General features: G+C 73.1%; 14 protein-coding genes and 3 pseudogenes. 6 read left to right on the top strand and 11 right to left on the bottom strand.

Translation table 11 applies throughout. The annotated features are described in order from the left end of the window. The first annotated feature begins 47 nt into the window (after positions 1-47). The 4 genes from urtB to DA06_RS13290 all read left to right on the top strand — a co-directional run bounded on the left by urtB (position 48) and on the right by DA06_RS13290 (position 4,534). Positions 48-932: an urea ABC transporter permease subunit UrtB gene (gene urtB, locus DA06_RS13305; protein ID WP_043500829.1), complete on the top strand. Its 885-nt coding sequence runs from the start codon at positions 48-50 to the stop codon at positions 930-932. Next, positions 929-2,053, top strand: a complete 1,125-nt coding sequence (gene urtC, locus DA06_RS13300; RefSeq protein WP_052436732.1) for an urea ABC transporter permease subunit UrtC — start codon at positions 929-931, stop codon at positions 2,051-2,053. The genes urtB and urtC overlap by 4 nt, the downstream gene beginning before the upstream one ends. After that, the gene (locus tag DA06_RS13295; RefSeq protein WP_418605227.1) at positions 2,050-3,894 is read left to right on the top strand and encodes a PhoX family protein; all 1,845 of its coding nucleotides are present in this window, start codon (positions 2,050-2,052) and stop codon (positions 3,892-3,894) included. Before urtC ends, DA06_RS13295 begins: the two co-directional genes overlap by 4 nt. Before the next feature lie 154 nt (positions 3,895-4,048). Beyond that, a complete protein-coding gene (locus DA06_RS13290) occupies positions 4,049-4,534 on the top strand; it encodes an NUDIX hydrolase (protein ID WP_043500814.1) in 486 nt (161 codons plus the stop codon). A 51-nt stretch (positions 4,535-4,585) separates the two neighbouring features. On the opposite strand, the gene DA06_RS13285 is transcribed toward DA06_RS13290, so the two are convergent. The 11 genes and pseudogenes from DA06_RS13285 to DA06_RS13235 form a co-directional block, all read right to left on the bottom strand. Then, positions 4,586-4,921 (bottom strand): DsrE/DsrF/DrsH-like family protein, encoded by a 336-nt coding sequence (locus DA06_RS13285; protein WP_418605225.1) that lies wholly within the window; start codon positions 4,919-4,921, stop codon positions 4,586-4,588. An 82-nt stretch (positions 4,922-5,003) separates the two neighbouring features. After that, positions 5,004-5,066 (bottom strand): annotated as a pseudogene (locus DA06_RS13280) (hypothetical protein); the annotation flags it as partial. Between the two features lie 107 nt (positions 5,067-5,173). After that, on the bottom strand, positions 5,174-5,488 hold the full coding sequence (locus DA06_RS13275) for a TusE/DsrC/DsvC family sulfur relay protein (protein WP_043500826.1): 315 nt from the start codon (positions 5,486-5,488) through the stop codon (positions 5,174-5,176). Positions 5,489-5,493: 5 nt separating this feature from the next. Continuing rightward, a complete protein-coding gene (locus tag DA06_RS13270; protein WP_043500811.1) occupies positions 5,494-6,741 on the bottom strand; it encodes an NAD(P)/FAD-dependent oxidoreductase in 1,248 nt (415 codons plus the stop codon). A 617-nt stretch (positions 6,742-7,358) separates the two neighbouring features. Then, positions 7,359-8,432: a sensor histidine kinase gene (locus DA06_RS13265; RefSeq protein WP_418605224.1), complete on the bottom strand. Its 1,074-nt coding sequence runs from the start codon at positions 8,430-8,432 to the stop codon at positions 7,359-7,361. After that, a complete protein-coding gene (locus tag DA06_RS13260; protein ID WP_043500807.1) occupies positions 8,429-9,118 on the bottom strand; it encodes a response regulator transcription factor in 690 nt (229 codons plus the stop codon). The genes DA06_RS13265 and DA06_RS13260 overlap by 4 nt, the downstream gene beginning before the upstream one ends. A gap of 65 nt (positions 9,119-9,183) precedes the next feature. Next, positions 9,184-9,492 carry a hypothetical protein gene (locus DA06_RS13255; RefSeq protein WP_418605222.1) on the bottom strand — a complete coding sequence of 103 codons (309 nt, stop codon included), beginning with the start codon at positions 9,490-9,492 and terminating at the stop codon, positions 9,184-9,186. A gap of 116 nt (positions 9,493-9,608) precedes the next feature. Then, positions 9,609-10,217, bottom strand: coding sequence for a class I SAM-dependent methyltransferase (locus DA06_RS13250; protein WP_043500804.1), 609 nt, complete (start codon positions 10,215-10,217; stop codon positions 9,609-9,611). 1 nt (position 10,218) lies between these two features. Further along, positions 10,219-10,482: a metal-sensitive transcriptional regulator gene (locus tag DA06_RS13245; RefSeq protein WP_043500801.1), complete on the bottom strand. Its 264-nt coding sequence runs from the start codon at positions 10,480-10,482 to the stop codon at positions 10,219-10,221. 216 nt (positions 10,483-10,698) lie between these two features. After that, positions 10,699-10,782, bottom strand: a pseudogene (locus tag DA06_RS13240) (hypothetical protein); the annotation flags it as partial. A 241-nt stretch (positions 10,783-11,023) separates the two neighbouring features. Next, positions 11,024-11,275 (bottom strand): annotated as a pseudogene (locus tag DA06_RS13235) (thioredoxin family protein); the annotation flags it as partial. 152 nt (positions 11,276-11,427) lie between these two features. Between DA06_RS13235 and DA06_RS13230 the strand changes: the two are divergent. Together DA06_RS13230 and DA06_RS13225 are read left to right on the top strand one after the other, a co-directional pair. Next, positions 11,428-11,802 (top strand): rhodanese-like domain-containing protein, encoded by a 375-nt coding sequence (locus tag DA06_RS13230; RefSeq protein WP_418608002.1) that lies wholly within the window; start codon positions 11,428-11,430, stop codon positions 11,800-11,802. Between the two features lie 44 nt (positions 11,803-11,846). Continuing rightward, complete coding sequence (locus tag DA06_RS13225) at positions 11,847-13,520, top strand: FAD-dependent oxidoreductase (protein ID WP_052436731.1); 1,674 nt, start codon at positions 11,847-11,849, stop codon at positions 13,518-13,520. Positions 13,521-13,587: the final 67 nt, after the last annotated feature.

Genomic DNA, 13,587 nt, shown 5'->3' with positions numbered 1-13,587 from the left:
GTTCGCCCGCCAGGGCGGGCGGCCCTCGCTCGACGGACGGATTCGACATGGACGCTGCACTCACCCAGCTGTTCGCGGGCCTGAGCCTCGGCTCGGTCCTCCTCCTCGCCGCGCTCGGGCTGGCCCTGACGTTCGGCCAGATGGGGGTGATCAACATGGCCCACGGCGAGTTCATGATGGCCGGCGCCTACACCGCGTTCGTGGTTCAGCAGGTCGTCGGCCACGCCGGGGTCTCCCTGCTCGTCGCGCTCCCGGCGGGCTTCCTGGTCGGCGGGCTGATGGGGCTGATGCTGGAGACGCTGCTGATCTCGCGGATGCACCGCCGGCCCCTGGACACGCTCCTGGTCACCTGGGGCGTCGCGCTCGTGCTCCAGCAGCTGGCCCGGGACGTCTTCGGCGCGCCGAACGTGGACGTCGCCGCCCCCGCGTGGCTCGCCGGACCCGTCGAAATCCTCGGGCTGTCCCTGCCGAAGTCACGGCTCTTCATCCTCGCGCTCGCGTTGGCGTGCGTCGCGCTCGTGGCCCTGGTGCTCACCAGGACGTCGCTGGGCCGTCAGATCCGCGCCGTCGTCCAGAACCGCGACCTCGCGGAGACGTCGGGCATCTCGACCGCGCGGGTGGACCGCACCACGTTCTTCGTCGGCTCCGGCATCGCCGGTGTCGCCGGCGTCGCCCTGACCCTGCTCGGCTCCGTCGGGCCGACGCTCGGCCAGAACTACATCGTCGACGCCTTCCTGGTGGTCGTCGTCGGCGGCATCGGCCAGATCAAGGGGGCCGTGGTGGCCGCGTTCGGCCTCGGCATCCTCCAGGCCGTGCTCCAGATGTCGACGACGGCGAGCCTCGCCAAGGTCCTCCTCCTGCTCGTCGTCGTGGCCTTCCTCCAGTGGCGGCCCCAGGGCCTGGTCACCGTGCGGACGAGGAGCCTCGCATGAGCCGGCTCCTCGCCGCCGGGCCGCTGCGGACCTGGGCCGGCTTCGCCCTCGCCGCCGTCCTGCTCGGCGTGGTGGCCCCGGCCGTGCTCAGCGACTTCCGCCTCGCCCTCCTCGGGAAGTTCCTGTGCCTCGCGATGGTCGCCGTCGGGATCGGCCTCGCGTGGGGCCAGGGCGGCATGCTCACGCTGGGACAGGGCGTCTACTTCGGCCTGGGCGCCTACATCATGGCCATGCACCTGAAGCTGGCCGACGCCGGGCCGGGCGGGGTGCCGGACTTCATGCTGCTGTACGGCACCGGCGAGGTGCCGTGGTGGTGGGAGCCGATGCGCTCGCCGGTCTCCACGGTGGCACTCGTCGCCCTGGTGCCGGCCGTCCTCGCCCTCGTGCTCGGCACGGCGATCTTCCGCCGCTCGGTGCGCGGCGCCTACTTCGCGATCCTCAGCCAGGCGCTCGCCGCGGCGTTCGCGATCCTGCTCGTCGGGCAGCAGCAGACCACCGGCGGCACCAACGGGCTCAACGGGTTCCGGTCGTTCTTCGGCTACGACCTGGCCGACCCCGTCAACCGGCGCATGCTCTACCTCGTCGCCGCCGCGGTGCTGCTCGTCATGGTCGCCGTCGTGCGCCAGCTGATGCGCTCGCGGTACGGGGAGCTGCTCGTCGCCGTGCGCGACCAGGAGAACCGCGTGCGGTTCCTCGGCTACGACCCGGTGCGCACCAAGGTGTTCGCCTACGTCGTCGCGGCCGTGTTCGCGGCGGTCGGCGGGGCGCTGTTCGTGCCCATCGTCGGCATCGTCTCGCCCGCCGACGTCGGCGTCGTCCCCTCGATCGGCTTCCTCGTGGGCGTCGCCGTGGGGGGCCGCACGACCCTGCTGGGGCCGGTGCTCGGCGCGATCGCCGTCGCCTGGGCGCAGACCAGCCTGTCAGAGACCTTCCCCTCGTTCTGGACCTACCTCCAGGGCGCGCTGTTCATCGTGGTCATCGCGTTCCTCCCCGGCGGGCTGGCGCAGCTCGGGGTTCTGCGCGCGCGCCGCGCCACCCGGCCCGTCGCCCCGCCGCCGCCGGCCCTGAGCCGTCGGCGCCCGGGGGAGCGGCCGGTCACGCGGGTCCCGACCCGGCCGTGACCGGGGCAGCGGCTTGCCCTGCGGGCCGTGACCCGGGCGCCCCGGGTTCCGGCACCGAGGCCGCCGCCGGCCTGCGCTTCACCCCGATCGCGCAGCAGACCGACGACGTCGTCACCGTGCCCGCGGGCTACCTCCACGACGTGGTGCTCAGCTGGGGCGACCCCCTCTTCTCCGACGCCCCCGCCTTCGACGCGGCGAACCAGACCGAGGCGGCCCAGCTGCGCCAGTTCGGCTACAACAACGACCACGTCGGCCTCCTGCCCCTGAACAACCAGGACGAGCAGGTCATGGTCGTCAACCACGAGTACACCTCCGAGCCGATGATGTTCCCGGACTACGACCCGGAGAACCCCACCGAGGAGCAGGTCAGGGTCGCGTGGGCCGCGCACGGGCTCACCATCGTCGGCGTCACCGGCAAGCACCGCGGGCCGCGCTCCGGCGCCTTCGACGCCGTCGTCGACCACCGGCTGAACCGCCGGCTCCACGTGAACACGCCCTTCGAGCTCACCGGCCCGGCGGCCGGCTCGGAGTACGTCCGGACGTCGGCGGACCCCGAGGGCCGCAACGTCCTGGGCACCCTGAACAACTGCGCGGGCGGCATGACCCCGTGGGGCACCTGGCTCACGGCCGAGGAGAACTTCAACCAGTACTTCGCCAACGCCAACCAGGTCACCGACCCGGTCGCCCGCGAGCGGCTGCGCCGCTACGGCCTGCCCGGCGAGGCGTCGGAGCGCAGGTGGGAGCGCTTCGACTCCCGCTTCGACCTCGCCCAGGAGCCGAACGAGGCCAACCGCTTCGGCTGGATCGTCGAGGTGGACCCGTTCGACCCGACGTCGACGCCGAGGAAGCGCACCGCGCTGGGCCGCTTCAAGCACGAGGCCGCCACGATCCGCCTCGCCGCCGACGGCCGCGCGGTGGCCTACATGGGTGACGACGAGCGCTTCGACTACCTCTACAAGTTCGTCTCGCGCGACACGTACCGCAGGAACGACCCCGCCCACAACGCCACCCTGCTCGACAACGGCACCCTCTACGTCGCCCGCCTCACCGGCGACTCCCCCGCCGCCGAGATCGACGGCACGGGCGTCCTCCCCGCCGACGGCGAGTTCGACGGTGCCGGCGAGTGGATCCCGCTGGTCACCGGGAATGTCTCCCACGTGCCCGGCATGACGGCGGAGGAGGTCCTCGTCTTCACCCGCCAGGCGGGCGACGCCGTCGGCGCGACGAAGATGGACCGCCCGGAGGACGTCGAGCCGAGCCCGAGGACCGGCACGGTGTACGTGGCCCTGACCAACAACACCCGCCGCACCGCCGCCCAGGCCGACGAGGCCAACCCCCGCGGAAACAACAAGCACGGCCACGTCCTCGAGCTCGAGGAGGCCGGGGCCGACGCGGCGGCGGGCAGCTTCGCGTGGCGCGTGCTGCTGCTGTGCGGCGACCCGGAGGACCCGAGCACCTACTTCGCGGGCTTCGACAAGTCACAGGTCTCCGCCATCTCCTGCCCGGACAACCTGGCCTTCGACGACCACGGCAACCTGTGGATCAGCACCGACGGCCAACCGGGCACGCTCGGCACCAACGACGCCCTCTACGGCGTCGCGGTGCGCGGGAAGAACCGCGGAGAGGTCCGTCAGTTCCTCGCCGTTCCCCGCGGCGGGGAGACGTGCGGCCCGGTGGTCACCGACAAGCGCGTGCTCGTGGCCGTCCAGCACCCCGGCGAGATCGACGGCGCCTCGTACGAGAACCCGCTGTCCAACTGGCCCGACGGCGGTCGTTCCATCCCGCGTCCGTCGATCGTCGTCGCCTACCGCGCCGACGGCAAGAAGGTCGGCCAGGCCTGACCCGACCGCGCGCCGCGAGGGCCGTCGTCTCCCCGGAGACGGCGGCCCTCGCCGTCGGCCCACCGGCGACGGCCGCTGGCCCCGCCGCCCGCCGTGAGCCTGGTCCCGCGGTCAGGACCGCCCGCGCCGTCGGCGGTCTCGGTAGGTCCGGGACGTGCCCGTCCCTCCCTTCATCACGGCCCTGCGCGCCCACGTCGGGCACGACCTGCTCTGGCTTCCCGGCGTGACCGGCGTCGTCCTGGACGACGCCGGCCGCCTGCTGTTGGGGCGCCGCGCGGACAACGGCCTGTGGGCGCTGATCTCCGGCATCCTCGAGCCCGGCGAGGAGCCCGCGCACGGGCTCGTGCGGGAGATCGCCGAGGAGACCGGCGTGCGGGCGGAGGTGGTCGCGCTGACGTCCGTCAGCTCCGGGGACCGCGTCACCTACCCCAACGGGGACGTCTCGCAGTACCTGGACCTGACGTTCCTGTGCCGTCACGTCGACGGCGAGGCCTTCGTGGCCGACGACGAGTCCACCGAGGTCGGCTGGTTCGCCCTGGAGGCCCTGCCGGGCCGCATCACGGCCAGCTCGCGCAGCCGTCTCGCGGCCGCGCTCGCCTACCGCGAGGACCCGACGGCGGGTCCCGCCTTCGCCCGTTGACCACGCCGGTGCCCGGGCGTCCCTGCCGCCCGGGACGCCGACCGCTGCCGTTCAGATGAACAGCAGCTGCGCCCCTGCAGTCATGTCGATGAAGTCCGCGGCAGAGATGATGCCCTCGATGTCGTCACGGAAGTCGGACTCGTCGAGGTCGTACATGTCGGCGGACAGCCGGCACGCCCACAGGTGCCCGCCGGCGGCGACGATCTGGTCCAGGAACTCCGGGACCTCGGGCACGTCGAGGGCGGCGAGCTGCTTCTTCATCATCCGGGTGGCCATGGCCGACACCCCGGGGGCGGGCGCCAGGGCCTGCGGCATCCGGACCTCCTCGGGCAGCTTCACCCGGCCCAGCGGTCCGGGCCGCGGCACCTCCTTCAGGGGGAGGTGCATCGCCGTGTTGGCGACCGGGGGAGAAGGTCAGGTCGCGGGCCCGGGACCTCATGATCATGTCGAAGCCCCAGAACGTGAAGAACAGGTGCGTCTCCACGCCCTCGCCCAGGGCGGCGTTGCCGAGGATCAGGCCCGGGTAGGCCATGTCCAGGTTGCCCTTGGAGCAGATGATGGCGAGCTTGCGGCCGGTGTCCTCGTCGTCGAAGGTCGGGACGATCAGCGGTCGGGTCTCGGTGGTCATGGCGGTCCCTCTCAGACGCAGCCGTGCGGCTTGGGGAGGCCGGCGATGTAGGACATCTTCCGGCCGGGCTTCTTGGGGAAGAGATCGAACTGCTCCTTGACGGGGATGCCGCCGACGGTGTTCACCCGGCGGGTCGTCGGGGTCTCGCCCTGGGCGCGGAAGTCCTCGCGCAGGAACCGGATGACCTTCCAGTGGGCGTCGGTCATCTCGATGCCGATCTGCTCGGCGAGGACGCGGGCGACGTCCTCGTCCCACTCGTCGTACTCGGTGAGGAATCCCTCGTCGTTGACGTGGACCGGCTTGGTGCCGATCTCGATGACGGGCATGGTGGTCACCTTCCGCTCGTGCCGGCGGTCTCCTTGCCGGCCATGGACATGTGGGACGGGACAGGCATCGGCAGGCCGCGCAGGAGCACGTTCCAGTACACGTGGCGGAAGCCGAGCTTCCCCCAGTGGTTGGCGCGGGTCTCCTTGAGCAGGCTCAGCGGCCCGACCTTGGGGTAGGGATAGACGCCGGGCAGCGGCTCGGTGTCGTAGTTGAAGTCGATGAGCAGGCCCTTGCCGTGCCCCGACTCGATGAAGCAGTTGGCGTGTCCGTCGAACAGGTCCGTCATGGGCCGGCCGTGGACGTGGTCCACGAAGTTCCGCACGAAGCCGTCCGCCTCGAAGTGCGCCACGGATCCGGCCTTGGAGGCGGGGATGTCGTTGGCGTCACCGACCGCGAAGATGTTGTCGTGGGCGCGCGAGAGCAGCGTGCCGCGGTCGACCGGCACATAGCCCAGCTCGTCGCCCAGGCCGGAGCGGGCCACGTAGTCGGCGCCCATGTTGAGCGGGACGGTCACGAGCAGGTCGAACGGCACCTCGCGCTCGTCCATCGACACGAGCGTCCTCGTGCCCGGGTCGATGTGCTCGACGTAGAAGTCGGGCTCGACGGCGATGTCACGGTCGGCGAGCATCGAGCCGAGGTGGGCGGAGGCGACGGGTTTGGTGAAGGCCCCCTCGAGCGGGGTGACGTAGACGATCTCGACCCTCTCACGCATCTTCCTCTCCTCGAAGAAGGCGTCGGCGAGGAACGTGAACTCCAGGGGCGCGACCGGGCACTTGATGGGCATCTCGGTGACGTGGACGACGAGCCGGCCACCCTCCCAGGAGGCGAGCCTGTCGCGGAGGGCGACGGCGCCGTCGAGGGTGAAGAAGTCGAAGATGCTGCGCCGCCACTCCCCGTCCGCCATGCCCGGGGTCTCCTCCGGCCGCGGCGAGGTACCGGTGGCGACGACGAGCTGGTCGTAGTCGAGGACGCGGCCGTCGGCGAGCAGCACGCGGTTCTCGCCGGGCTCCACCCTGTCGATCTCCGCCAGCACAAGGTCGACGCCGCCGGCGAGGTACCGGTCACGGGGCCTGATGAGGTCCTTGGGCTCGTAGACGCCGAAGGGCAGCAGGAGCAGACCCGGCTGGTAGAGGTGCACGTCGTCACGGTCGACCACCGTGATCCGCCACTCCTGGCGTGGCAGCCGACGGCGCAGCTTGTTCGCCACCATCGTGCCGGCCGTGCCCGCCCCGAGAATCACCAGACGCTTCATCGCTCTCTCCGCTCCGTCGCAGCTACCCCGATCGTGTCGCCGGGAACGGCAAGGATCGAGGGTCCTACGTCCTACCCCGGGGGGGTATTCAGCGCGCGAGCGCGTGCGCGCGGCCCTACGCTGCCGGAGACCGCTGTCCAGGTGAGGAGGGCACCATGGAGGAGCTCGACCGGGTCCGGGCACACACCGCACCCGAGATCAACCACCAGCTGGACGCCAGGCGGCTGGAGGACGTCACTTCTCTCGTGGGCGCCACGCCGGCCGAGTTCGCGCGACGCCTGCGCAGGCTCGACAAGGAGTGGGACGTCGAACGGACGCTCGAGGTGAACGCGGCGGCGCTGACGCTGCTGAGCCTGCTGCTCGGCTCCACGCGCTCGCGAGCGTGGTTCGCACTCAGCGCGGCCGTGCCGGCGTTCCTGCTCCAGCACGGCCTGCAGGGCTGGTGCCCGCCGCTCGCGCTGCTGCGCCGGGTGAACGTGCGCACCCGGCGGGAGATCGACGCCGAGCGCACCGCCCTCAAGGCGCTGCGCGGCGACTTCGGGGGGGCTCGCCGCGACGGCGGACGACTCTGTCGGATCGGCGGAGCGGGCGCTCGAGGCCGCGGGCCGCCGCGCCGGCTAAGGACCGGCCGAGGCAGGCACGCGGAGCGTGAACGCCGCCCCGCGACCGGGACCGCCCGAGGCCGCGCCGAGCGTGCCGCCGTGCGCCTCCGCGATCTTCCGGGAGATGGTCAGGCCGATGCCCGACCCGGCGCGGGGTCCCACCCGGTAGAAGCGCTCGAACACGCGCTCGAGGTCGGCCTCGGCGAGCCCGACCCCGGTGTCGGTGACCTCGACCTCCGCCGAGCCGTCGTGCAGTGCCGCCCGGACCACGATCCGCCCGCCCGCGGGCGTCGCCGCCAGCGCGTTGCCCACCAGGTTGGTGACCACCTGGGCGAGCCGGTCGGGATCGCCCCGGAGCGGGAGGGGCGACGCCGTCTCCACGGCCAGCTCGACGCCCGCGTCCTCGATCTGCGGCCGCAGCCGTTCGGCCGCGCCCGCCGCGACCTGCGCAAGGTCGGTGCTGACCGGCCGGAGGTCGAGGCGTCCCTCCTCCGCACGGGACAGAGCGCTGAGGTCCTCGGCGAGCCTGCGGAGGCGGCGCACCTCGCCCGCCATCTCGTCGAGCACCTCGGGGCCGGCGGTGAAGACCCCGTCCACCAGGCCCTCCACGTAGCCGTCGAGCACGGTCAGGGGCGTGCGCATCTCGTGCGCGACCTCACCGATCAGCCGCACCCGCCGGGTCTCGGTCTCGGCCAGCCGCGCAGCCAGGGTGTTGACGTCCTCGGCAACCGTCGCCAGCTCGCGCTCGCGCGGCAGCGCCACCCGCTGCTCGTAGCGCCCGGCCGCCAGCTGGTGGGTCGCATGACTGACGGCCTCCAGCGGCCGCATGATGCGGCGCGAGCCGTACGCGCCGGCGACGAGCGCGGCGACGACACCGGCGAGCACACCGACCAGGAGCGCGTTGTTCATGGCAGCGACGGCGACGGCGCGCATGCCCTGGCCCGCGCCCATCCCATGGCCGGGCATCATCCGGGCCTCGTGGTCGTAGACCTGCGGGGCCACCGCGCGCACCACCAGGTAGGCGGTCAGCCCGGCGACCACCGCGACCACGGCGTGGCTGAGCAGCAGCCGCACCCAGAGGCGGTTCACCGGGGCTCCAGCAGGCACTTGTAGCCGACCCCGCGCACGGTGCCGACGATGCGCGGCGCCGCCGCGTCGTCCCCGAGCTGCTTGCGCAGGCTGCGGACGTGGACGTCGACCACCCGCTCGTCGCCGTAGAAGTCGTACCCCCAGACCTGCTCGAGCAGCTGGCGCCGGGAGAAGACCCGGCCCGGGGACCGGGCGAGTGCCGTGAGCAGGTCGAACTCGAGGGCGGAGAGCGTGACGGCCCGGCCGGCGACGTCGACCTCCCGCCCGGCCAGGTCGACCGTCAGCCCGTCCAGCACGATGCGGTCCGACGGCGTGCCCGGGGTGCGCCCCCGCCGCAGCACCGCCTTGACCCGGGCGACGACCTCCCGGGGGCTGAACGGCTTGGTCACGTAGTCGTCGGCGCCGACGGCGAGTCCGACGAGCTTGTCCGTCTCCTCGGCCCGCGCGGTGACGAGAACGACGTAGACGTCCGAGAGCGTCCGGATGCGGCGCAGCACCTCGATGCCGTCGAGGTCGGGCAGCATGACGTCGAGCAGGACGAGGTCCGGGGTCGCGGTGCGCACCTGCGCCACGGCGCTCTCCCCGGTCGCCGCCTCGAACACCTCGAGGCCGTCGGCCTCGAGGTAGCCGCGGAGCACCCGTCGGATGCCCGCCTCGTCGTCGACGACGAGGACCCGCCGTGCCATCCCAGCCCCCTCATGCCGGGGCCGGGCCGCCCGCAGGGGCGACCCGGCCGGACCTCCCACCAGACTCAGGCACCATCCCACATGTGACCTGCTCGCGGGCCGTCACCTGCACCGTGACGGTGCATACCGCCGGCGCCCTGCTGCTCGTGGTGCTCCTGCATCTCCGCGCGGTGCTCCTCACGCCACGCCTGCATCTCCGGGGAGTCCCACATCTCCTGGCACTCCTCGGGGGCCCAGGACGGGGGTCCCGGGTCCTCCACCGACGGCTGCGGGTCCGCAGCGACCTCGGTGGTGCCTGCGAACGCCACCCCGGGAACCCCGACGACAGCCACGAGGGCGGCCGCACCGAGGGCCCGCCTCACCGGCTTCCTCATCCTGATCACCTCACTCGACCCCGGGTTCCTCCCGGCTGACTCCAGCGTCGCGCCGGGATGTGGCGCCCGTACGCGGGGGTCCGTGAAGATCGTGTGAAGATACCGCCGGCCTGAAGTCAGGTGCGCCGGGCCACGACCACGGCGTCGAGCGCAGCGGCGCCGTCGTCGCCGACGGGTCGGGAGACTCGCTCCGCCCGCACGATCCGCAGTCCCGGCACGGCCAGGTCCCGGGCGACGTCGTCCGCGGTGAAGAGGACGGCGGGGTCCTGCGGACCGCCCACACCCTCGCTCAGGTTGGCGGTGTCGTGCCCCACCACGAGGAGGGTCCCTCCCGGCGCGAGCGCGGCCGCAGCCCCATGGAGCGCCCAACGGCGCTGCGCGGCCGGGAGGTGCAGGTACATCACCGCGACCGCGTCGTACGCGTCCTGTCTCGGCGGCTCGGCGACGACGTCCGCATGCACCCACTCGATGCGGCCGGCCGTTCCCGGTGCGTGGGCCGCCTGCAGCTCACGAGCCTTGCGGATCGCCTCGGCGGAGAAGTCGACCGCCGTCACCTTCCATCCCCGCGAGGCGAACCACGTGGCGTGCCTCCCCTCCCCGGTCCCGACGTCCAGCGCGGTGCCCGCCCGGAGGCCGGAGAAGGTCTCGACGACCACAGGGTTGGGCTCGACGGACCAGACCCGTCCTCGCTCGGCGTACCGGGCGTCCCAGGATGCGGCGTCCACGTCAGGCCAGGGAGAGGAACAGCTTCTCGAGCCTCTTGACGTCGAGGGTCTCCTCGCCGTCGGAGTCCACCAGGCACTGACGCATGCCGGAGGCGATGATGGCGAAGCCGGCGCGGTCGAGCGCCTTGCTGACGGCGGAGAGCTGAGTGACGACGTCGGCGCAGTCCTTGCCCTCCTCCAGCATGCGCAGCACGCCGGAGAGCTGACCCTGCGCGCGCTTGAGACGGTTGACGACCTTGCCCATGTCGGCCGGTTCGAGCTCCATGCCACCTCCTTCGTCGTTCTTCGCACCACGATACCCGGCCGGGTACCGCGGCAGCTGGCCGTGAGACTCGGCGGTCACGACGTCAGGGCCGCCAGCGCGGCCCGCAGGCGCCCGGCCGCGTCGTCGGCGACGTCGCGGAGCGCGGCGTTGCCCGTCACCCCCCACCATGAACGGCGGGTCGAGGGCCTCGACGACGACACCTCCGTCGGCGGCCCGCACGACGACGTTGCAGGGCAGCAGCAGGCCGATCGACTCCTCGGCCTGGGGGCTCGGTGGGCGACCCGGGGGGGTTGCACGCACCGAGGATCAGCTGGGGCGGGATGTCGACGTCGAGCTTCTTCCTCAGGGTGGCGGCCATGTCGATCTCGGTGAGGACGCCGAAGCCCTGCGCGGCGAGCGCCTCGCGGACAGCGGTGGCGGCGGGCTCGAACTGCTGGTCGAGGGTGACGGAGATCCCGTAGGTCATGAGCTTCTCTCGTGGGGGCGCGGCGGTCGCCGGGGCCGGGGTCGGGCGGTCGGGCGGACCGGTCGGGCTGATCGGTCACGCGCCGGTGGACGCCGTCTGGTGGGCGGCGAGCTTTGAGCGCACCTCGTCCATGTCGAGCCCGCGGACGGCGGTGATGACCTGCTCCAGCGCGGGTGCGGGCAGGGCGCCGTGCTGCGAGAACACGAGGACGCCGTCCCGGAAGGCCATCCAGGGTCGGGATGGAGGTGATGCCGGCCGCCGCGGCGAGGCCCTGCTCGGCCTCGGTGTCGACCTTGGCGAAGAGACGTCAGCGTGCTTCTCCGACGCCTCTCACAGCCAGGCTATTCCACCCGGCGGCCCCACCCAGGACCTACGGCGATCGGGCGAGGGACGGCGGTCCCGGTCCGACGGGTGCGCCTGGGGCATACTGATACCCCCACGGGTATTGAGACGACGACGAAAGGAACCACTGTGACCTCATCACCCACCCCCTCCCCCTCGCTCCTGGGCCGGCTGCGCGCCCTCTTCGGCGGCGCGCCCGACGGACGGCTCGGCCCCGCCGTGAGTGCGGACCGAGCGTCGAGCTCGTCCGCGAGGGCGCAAGCCTCGTCGACGTGCGGGAACGTGCCGAGTGGCGGTCCGGGCACGCCCCGCAGGCCGTGCACGTCCCGCTCGCCGACCTCGAGAATGGCGCTCGCCGCCTGCCGCGGGACCGGCCCGTGGTGGTCATGTGCGCGTCCGGCATGCGCTCACGCTCGGGCGCGAAGCACCTGCGCTCCCTCGGGTTCGACGCCACGAGCCTCTCGGGCGGCATCGGAGCGTGGCAGCGCGCCGGCGGGGCGGTCCGCCGGTGAGCAGCCCCACGCGCATCGTCGTCGTGGGCGGGGTGGCCGGGGGCATGAGCGCCGCGGCCCGCGCCCGGCGGCTCGACGAGCACGCCGAGATCGTGGTGCTCGAGCAGGGCGAGTTCGTCTCGTTCGCCAACTGCGGCCTGCCGTACCACCTCTCCGGCGAGATCGAGCGCCGCGACTCCCTCCTGCTGCACACGCCGGCCACGCTGGCCGCCACGCTGAAGCTCGACGTGCGGACGGGGCACCGCGCCACCTCGATCGACCGGGCAGCGCGGGAGGTCGCGGTCCAGACGGCCGACCGCACCTACCGCCTGCCCTACGACGCCCTGCTCCTCGCCCCAGGGGCCATCGCTGTGCGCCCACCGGTCGAGGGTCTCGACAACCCCGCGGTGCACTCCCTGCGCGTGGTGCCCGACGTCGACGCCCTGCGCGCCTCGGTGGAGGGCCTCCTCGCCGGCCGTGACGGCGCCGAGGCTCCCACCGCCGTCGTGGTCGGGGCCGGGTTCATCGGGCTGGAGGCGGTCGAGGCGCTCGCGGAGCGCGGCCTGCGCGTCCACGTCGTCGAGCTCGCCGACCACGTCCTGCCACCCCTGGACGCCGAGCTGGCCCCGCTGCTGGCGGAGGAGCTGACGTCGCACGGGGTGCGCCTGCACCTCGGGGTCGGCGCGCAGCGGATCTCCCCTGCCACGGAGGCCGAGGACTACGGGGAGGAGACGGTCAGCCCCACCCGCCCCGTCGTCGTCACCCTCTCCGACGGCACCGAGGTGACCGCGGACCTCGTGGTGGTCAACGTCGGGGTGCGGCCCGCCTCCGCACTGGCCCGTGAGGCCGGGCTGGAGCTGGGCGCCTCCGGCGCCATCCGGGTCGACGGCGAGCAGCGCACCTCCGACCCGCACATCTGGGCCGTGGGCGACGCCGTCGAGGTGGTGCAGGCGGTCACCGGCTCCACGGCGCCCGTGCCGCTCGCCGGGCCGGCGAACCGCCAGGGCCGCCGGGCGGCGGACTCCATCTGCGGGCGGCGCCCCACCCCGCAGGCCCCGGTGCTCGGCACGGCGATCGTCCGCGTGTTCGGCCTCACGGCGGCGGTCACCGGCGCCAACCAGGCCACCCTCCGGCAGGCGGGCGTCGAGCACGAGGTGGTGCACGTCCACCCCGGCCACCACGCCGGCTACTACCCCGGGGCGGAGCAGGTCCACATCGCCGCGAGCTTCGCGGCGGACGGCACGCTGCTCGGTGCTCAGGCCGTGGGCCGTGCCGGCGTGGACAAGCGCATCGACGTCCTGGCGACGGCCCTGCGCGCCGGGATGGGTGCCGACGACCTCGCCGAGCTGGAGCTCGCCTACTCGCCTCCCTTCGGCTCCGCCAAGGATCCGGTGAACATGCTCGGGTTCGTGGCGCAGAACGTCCTCGACGGCGTCATGCCGCAGTGGCAGGCGTGGGACCTGGACGAGGTGCGGGAGAACAGCCTCGTCCTCGACGTGCGCTCACGTGCCGAGTTTGCCGGCGGGCACCTCGACGGCGCGCTCAACATTCCGCACACCGAGCTCCGCGGACGCCTTGACGAGGTGCGCGAGGCGGCCGACGGCATGCCGGTCAGCGTGCACTGCGCCTCGGGCGTCCGGTCCTACCTCGCCACCCGGATCCTGCGCGGGGAAGGGATCGACGCGCGCAACCTCTCCGGCGGCTGGCTCACGCTCACGGCGGTGCACCCGGGCCTCTGACCGGGTCCCGGGGATCTGGTGGGCCGGCCGCCCGCGAGCCGCGCACGACGACGCCGCCGGGACTTAG

The organism is Georgenia sp. SUBG003, from assembly GCF_000715355.2.
Lineage (GTDB): Bacteria > Actinomycetota > Actinomycetes > Actinomycetales > Actinomycetaceae > Georgenia.
This window is presented reverse-complemented; position numbering and strand designations above follow the sequence as displayed.

What these genes read in the sequence shown, in the direction of transcription:
- DA06_RS13245 (WP_043500801.1), bottom strand. Translation starts at nt 10,482, where the DNA reads ATGGAGCTCGAACCGGCCGACATGGGCAAGGTCGTCAACCGTCTCAAG.
- DA06_RS13285 (WP_418605225.1), bottom strand. Translation starts at nt 4,921, where the DNA reads ATGCACCTCCCCCTGAAGGAGGTGCCGCGGCCCGGACCGCTGGGCCGG.
- DA06_RS13275 (WP_043500826.1), bottom strand. Translation starts at nt 5,488, where the DNA reads ATGCCCGTCATCGAGATCGGCACCAAGCCGGTCCACGTCAACGACGAG.
- urtC (WP_052436732.1), top strand. Translation starts at nt 929, where the DNA reads ATGAGCCGGCTCCTCGCCGCCGGGCCGCTGCGGACCTGGGCCGGCTTC.
- urtB (WP_043500829.1), top strand. Translation starts at nt 48, where the DNA reads ATGGACGCTGCACTCACCCAGCTGTTCGCGGGCCTGAGCCTCGGCTCG.
- DA06_RS13225 (WP_052436731.1), top strand. Translation starts at nt 11,847, where the DNA reads ATGAGCGCCGCGGCCCGCGCCCGGCGGCTCGACGAGCACGCCGAGATC.
- DA06_RS13255 (WP_418605222.1), bottom strand. Translation starts at nt 9,492, where the DNA reads ATGAGGAAGCCGGTGAGGCGGGCCCTCGGTGCGGCCGCCCTCGTGGCT.
- DA06_RS13270 (WP_043500811.1), bottom strand. Translation starts at nt 6,741, where the DNA reads ATGAAGCGTCTGGTGATTCTCGGGGCGGGCACGGCCGGCACGATGGTG.
- DA06_RS13260 (WP_043500807.1), bottom strand. Translation starts at nt 9,118, where the DNA reads ATGGCACGGCGGGTCCTCGTCGTCGACGACGAGGCGGGCATCCGACGG.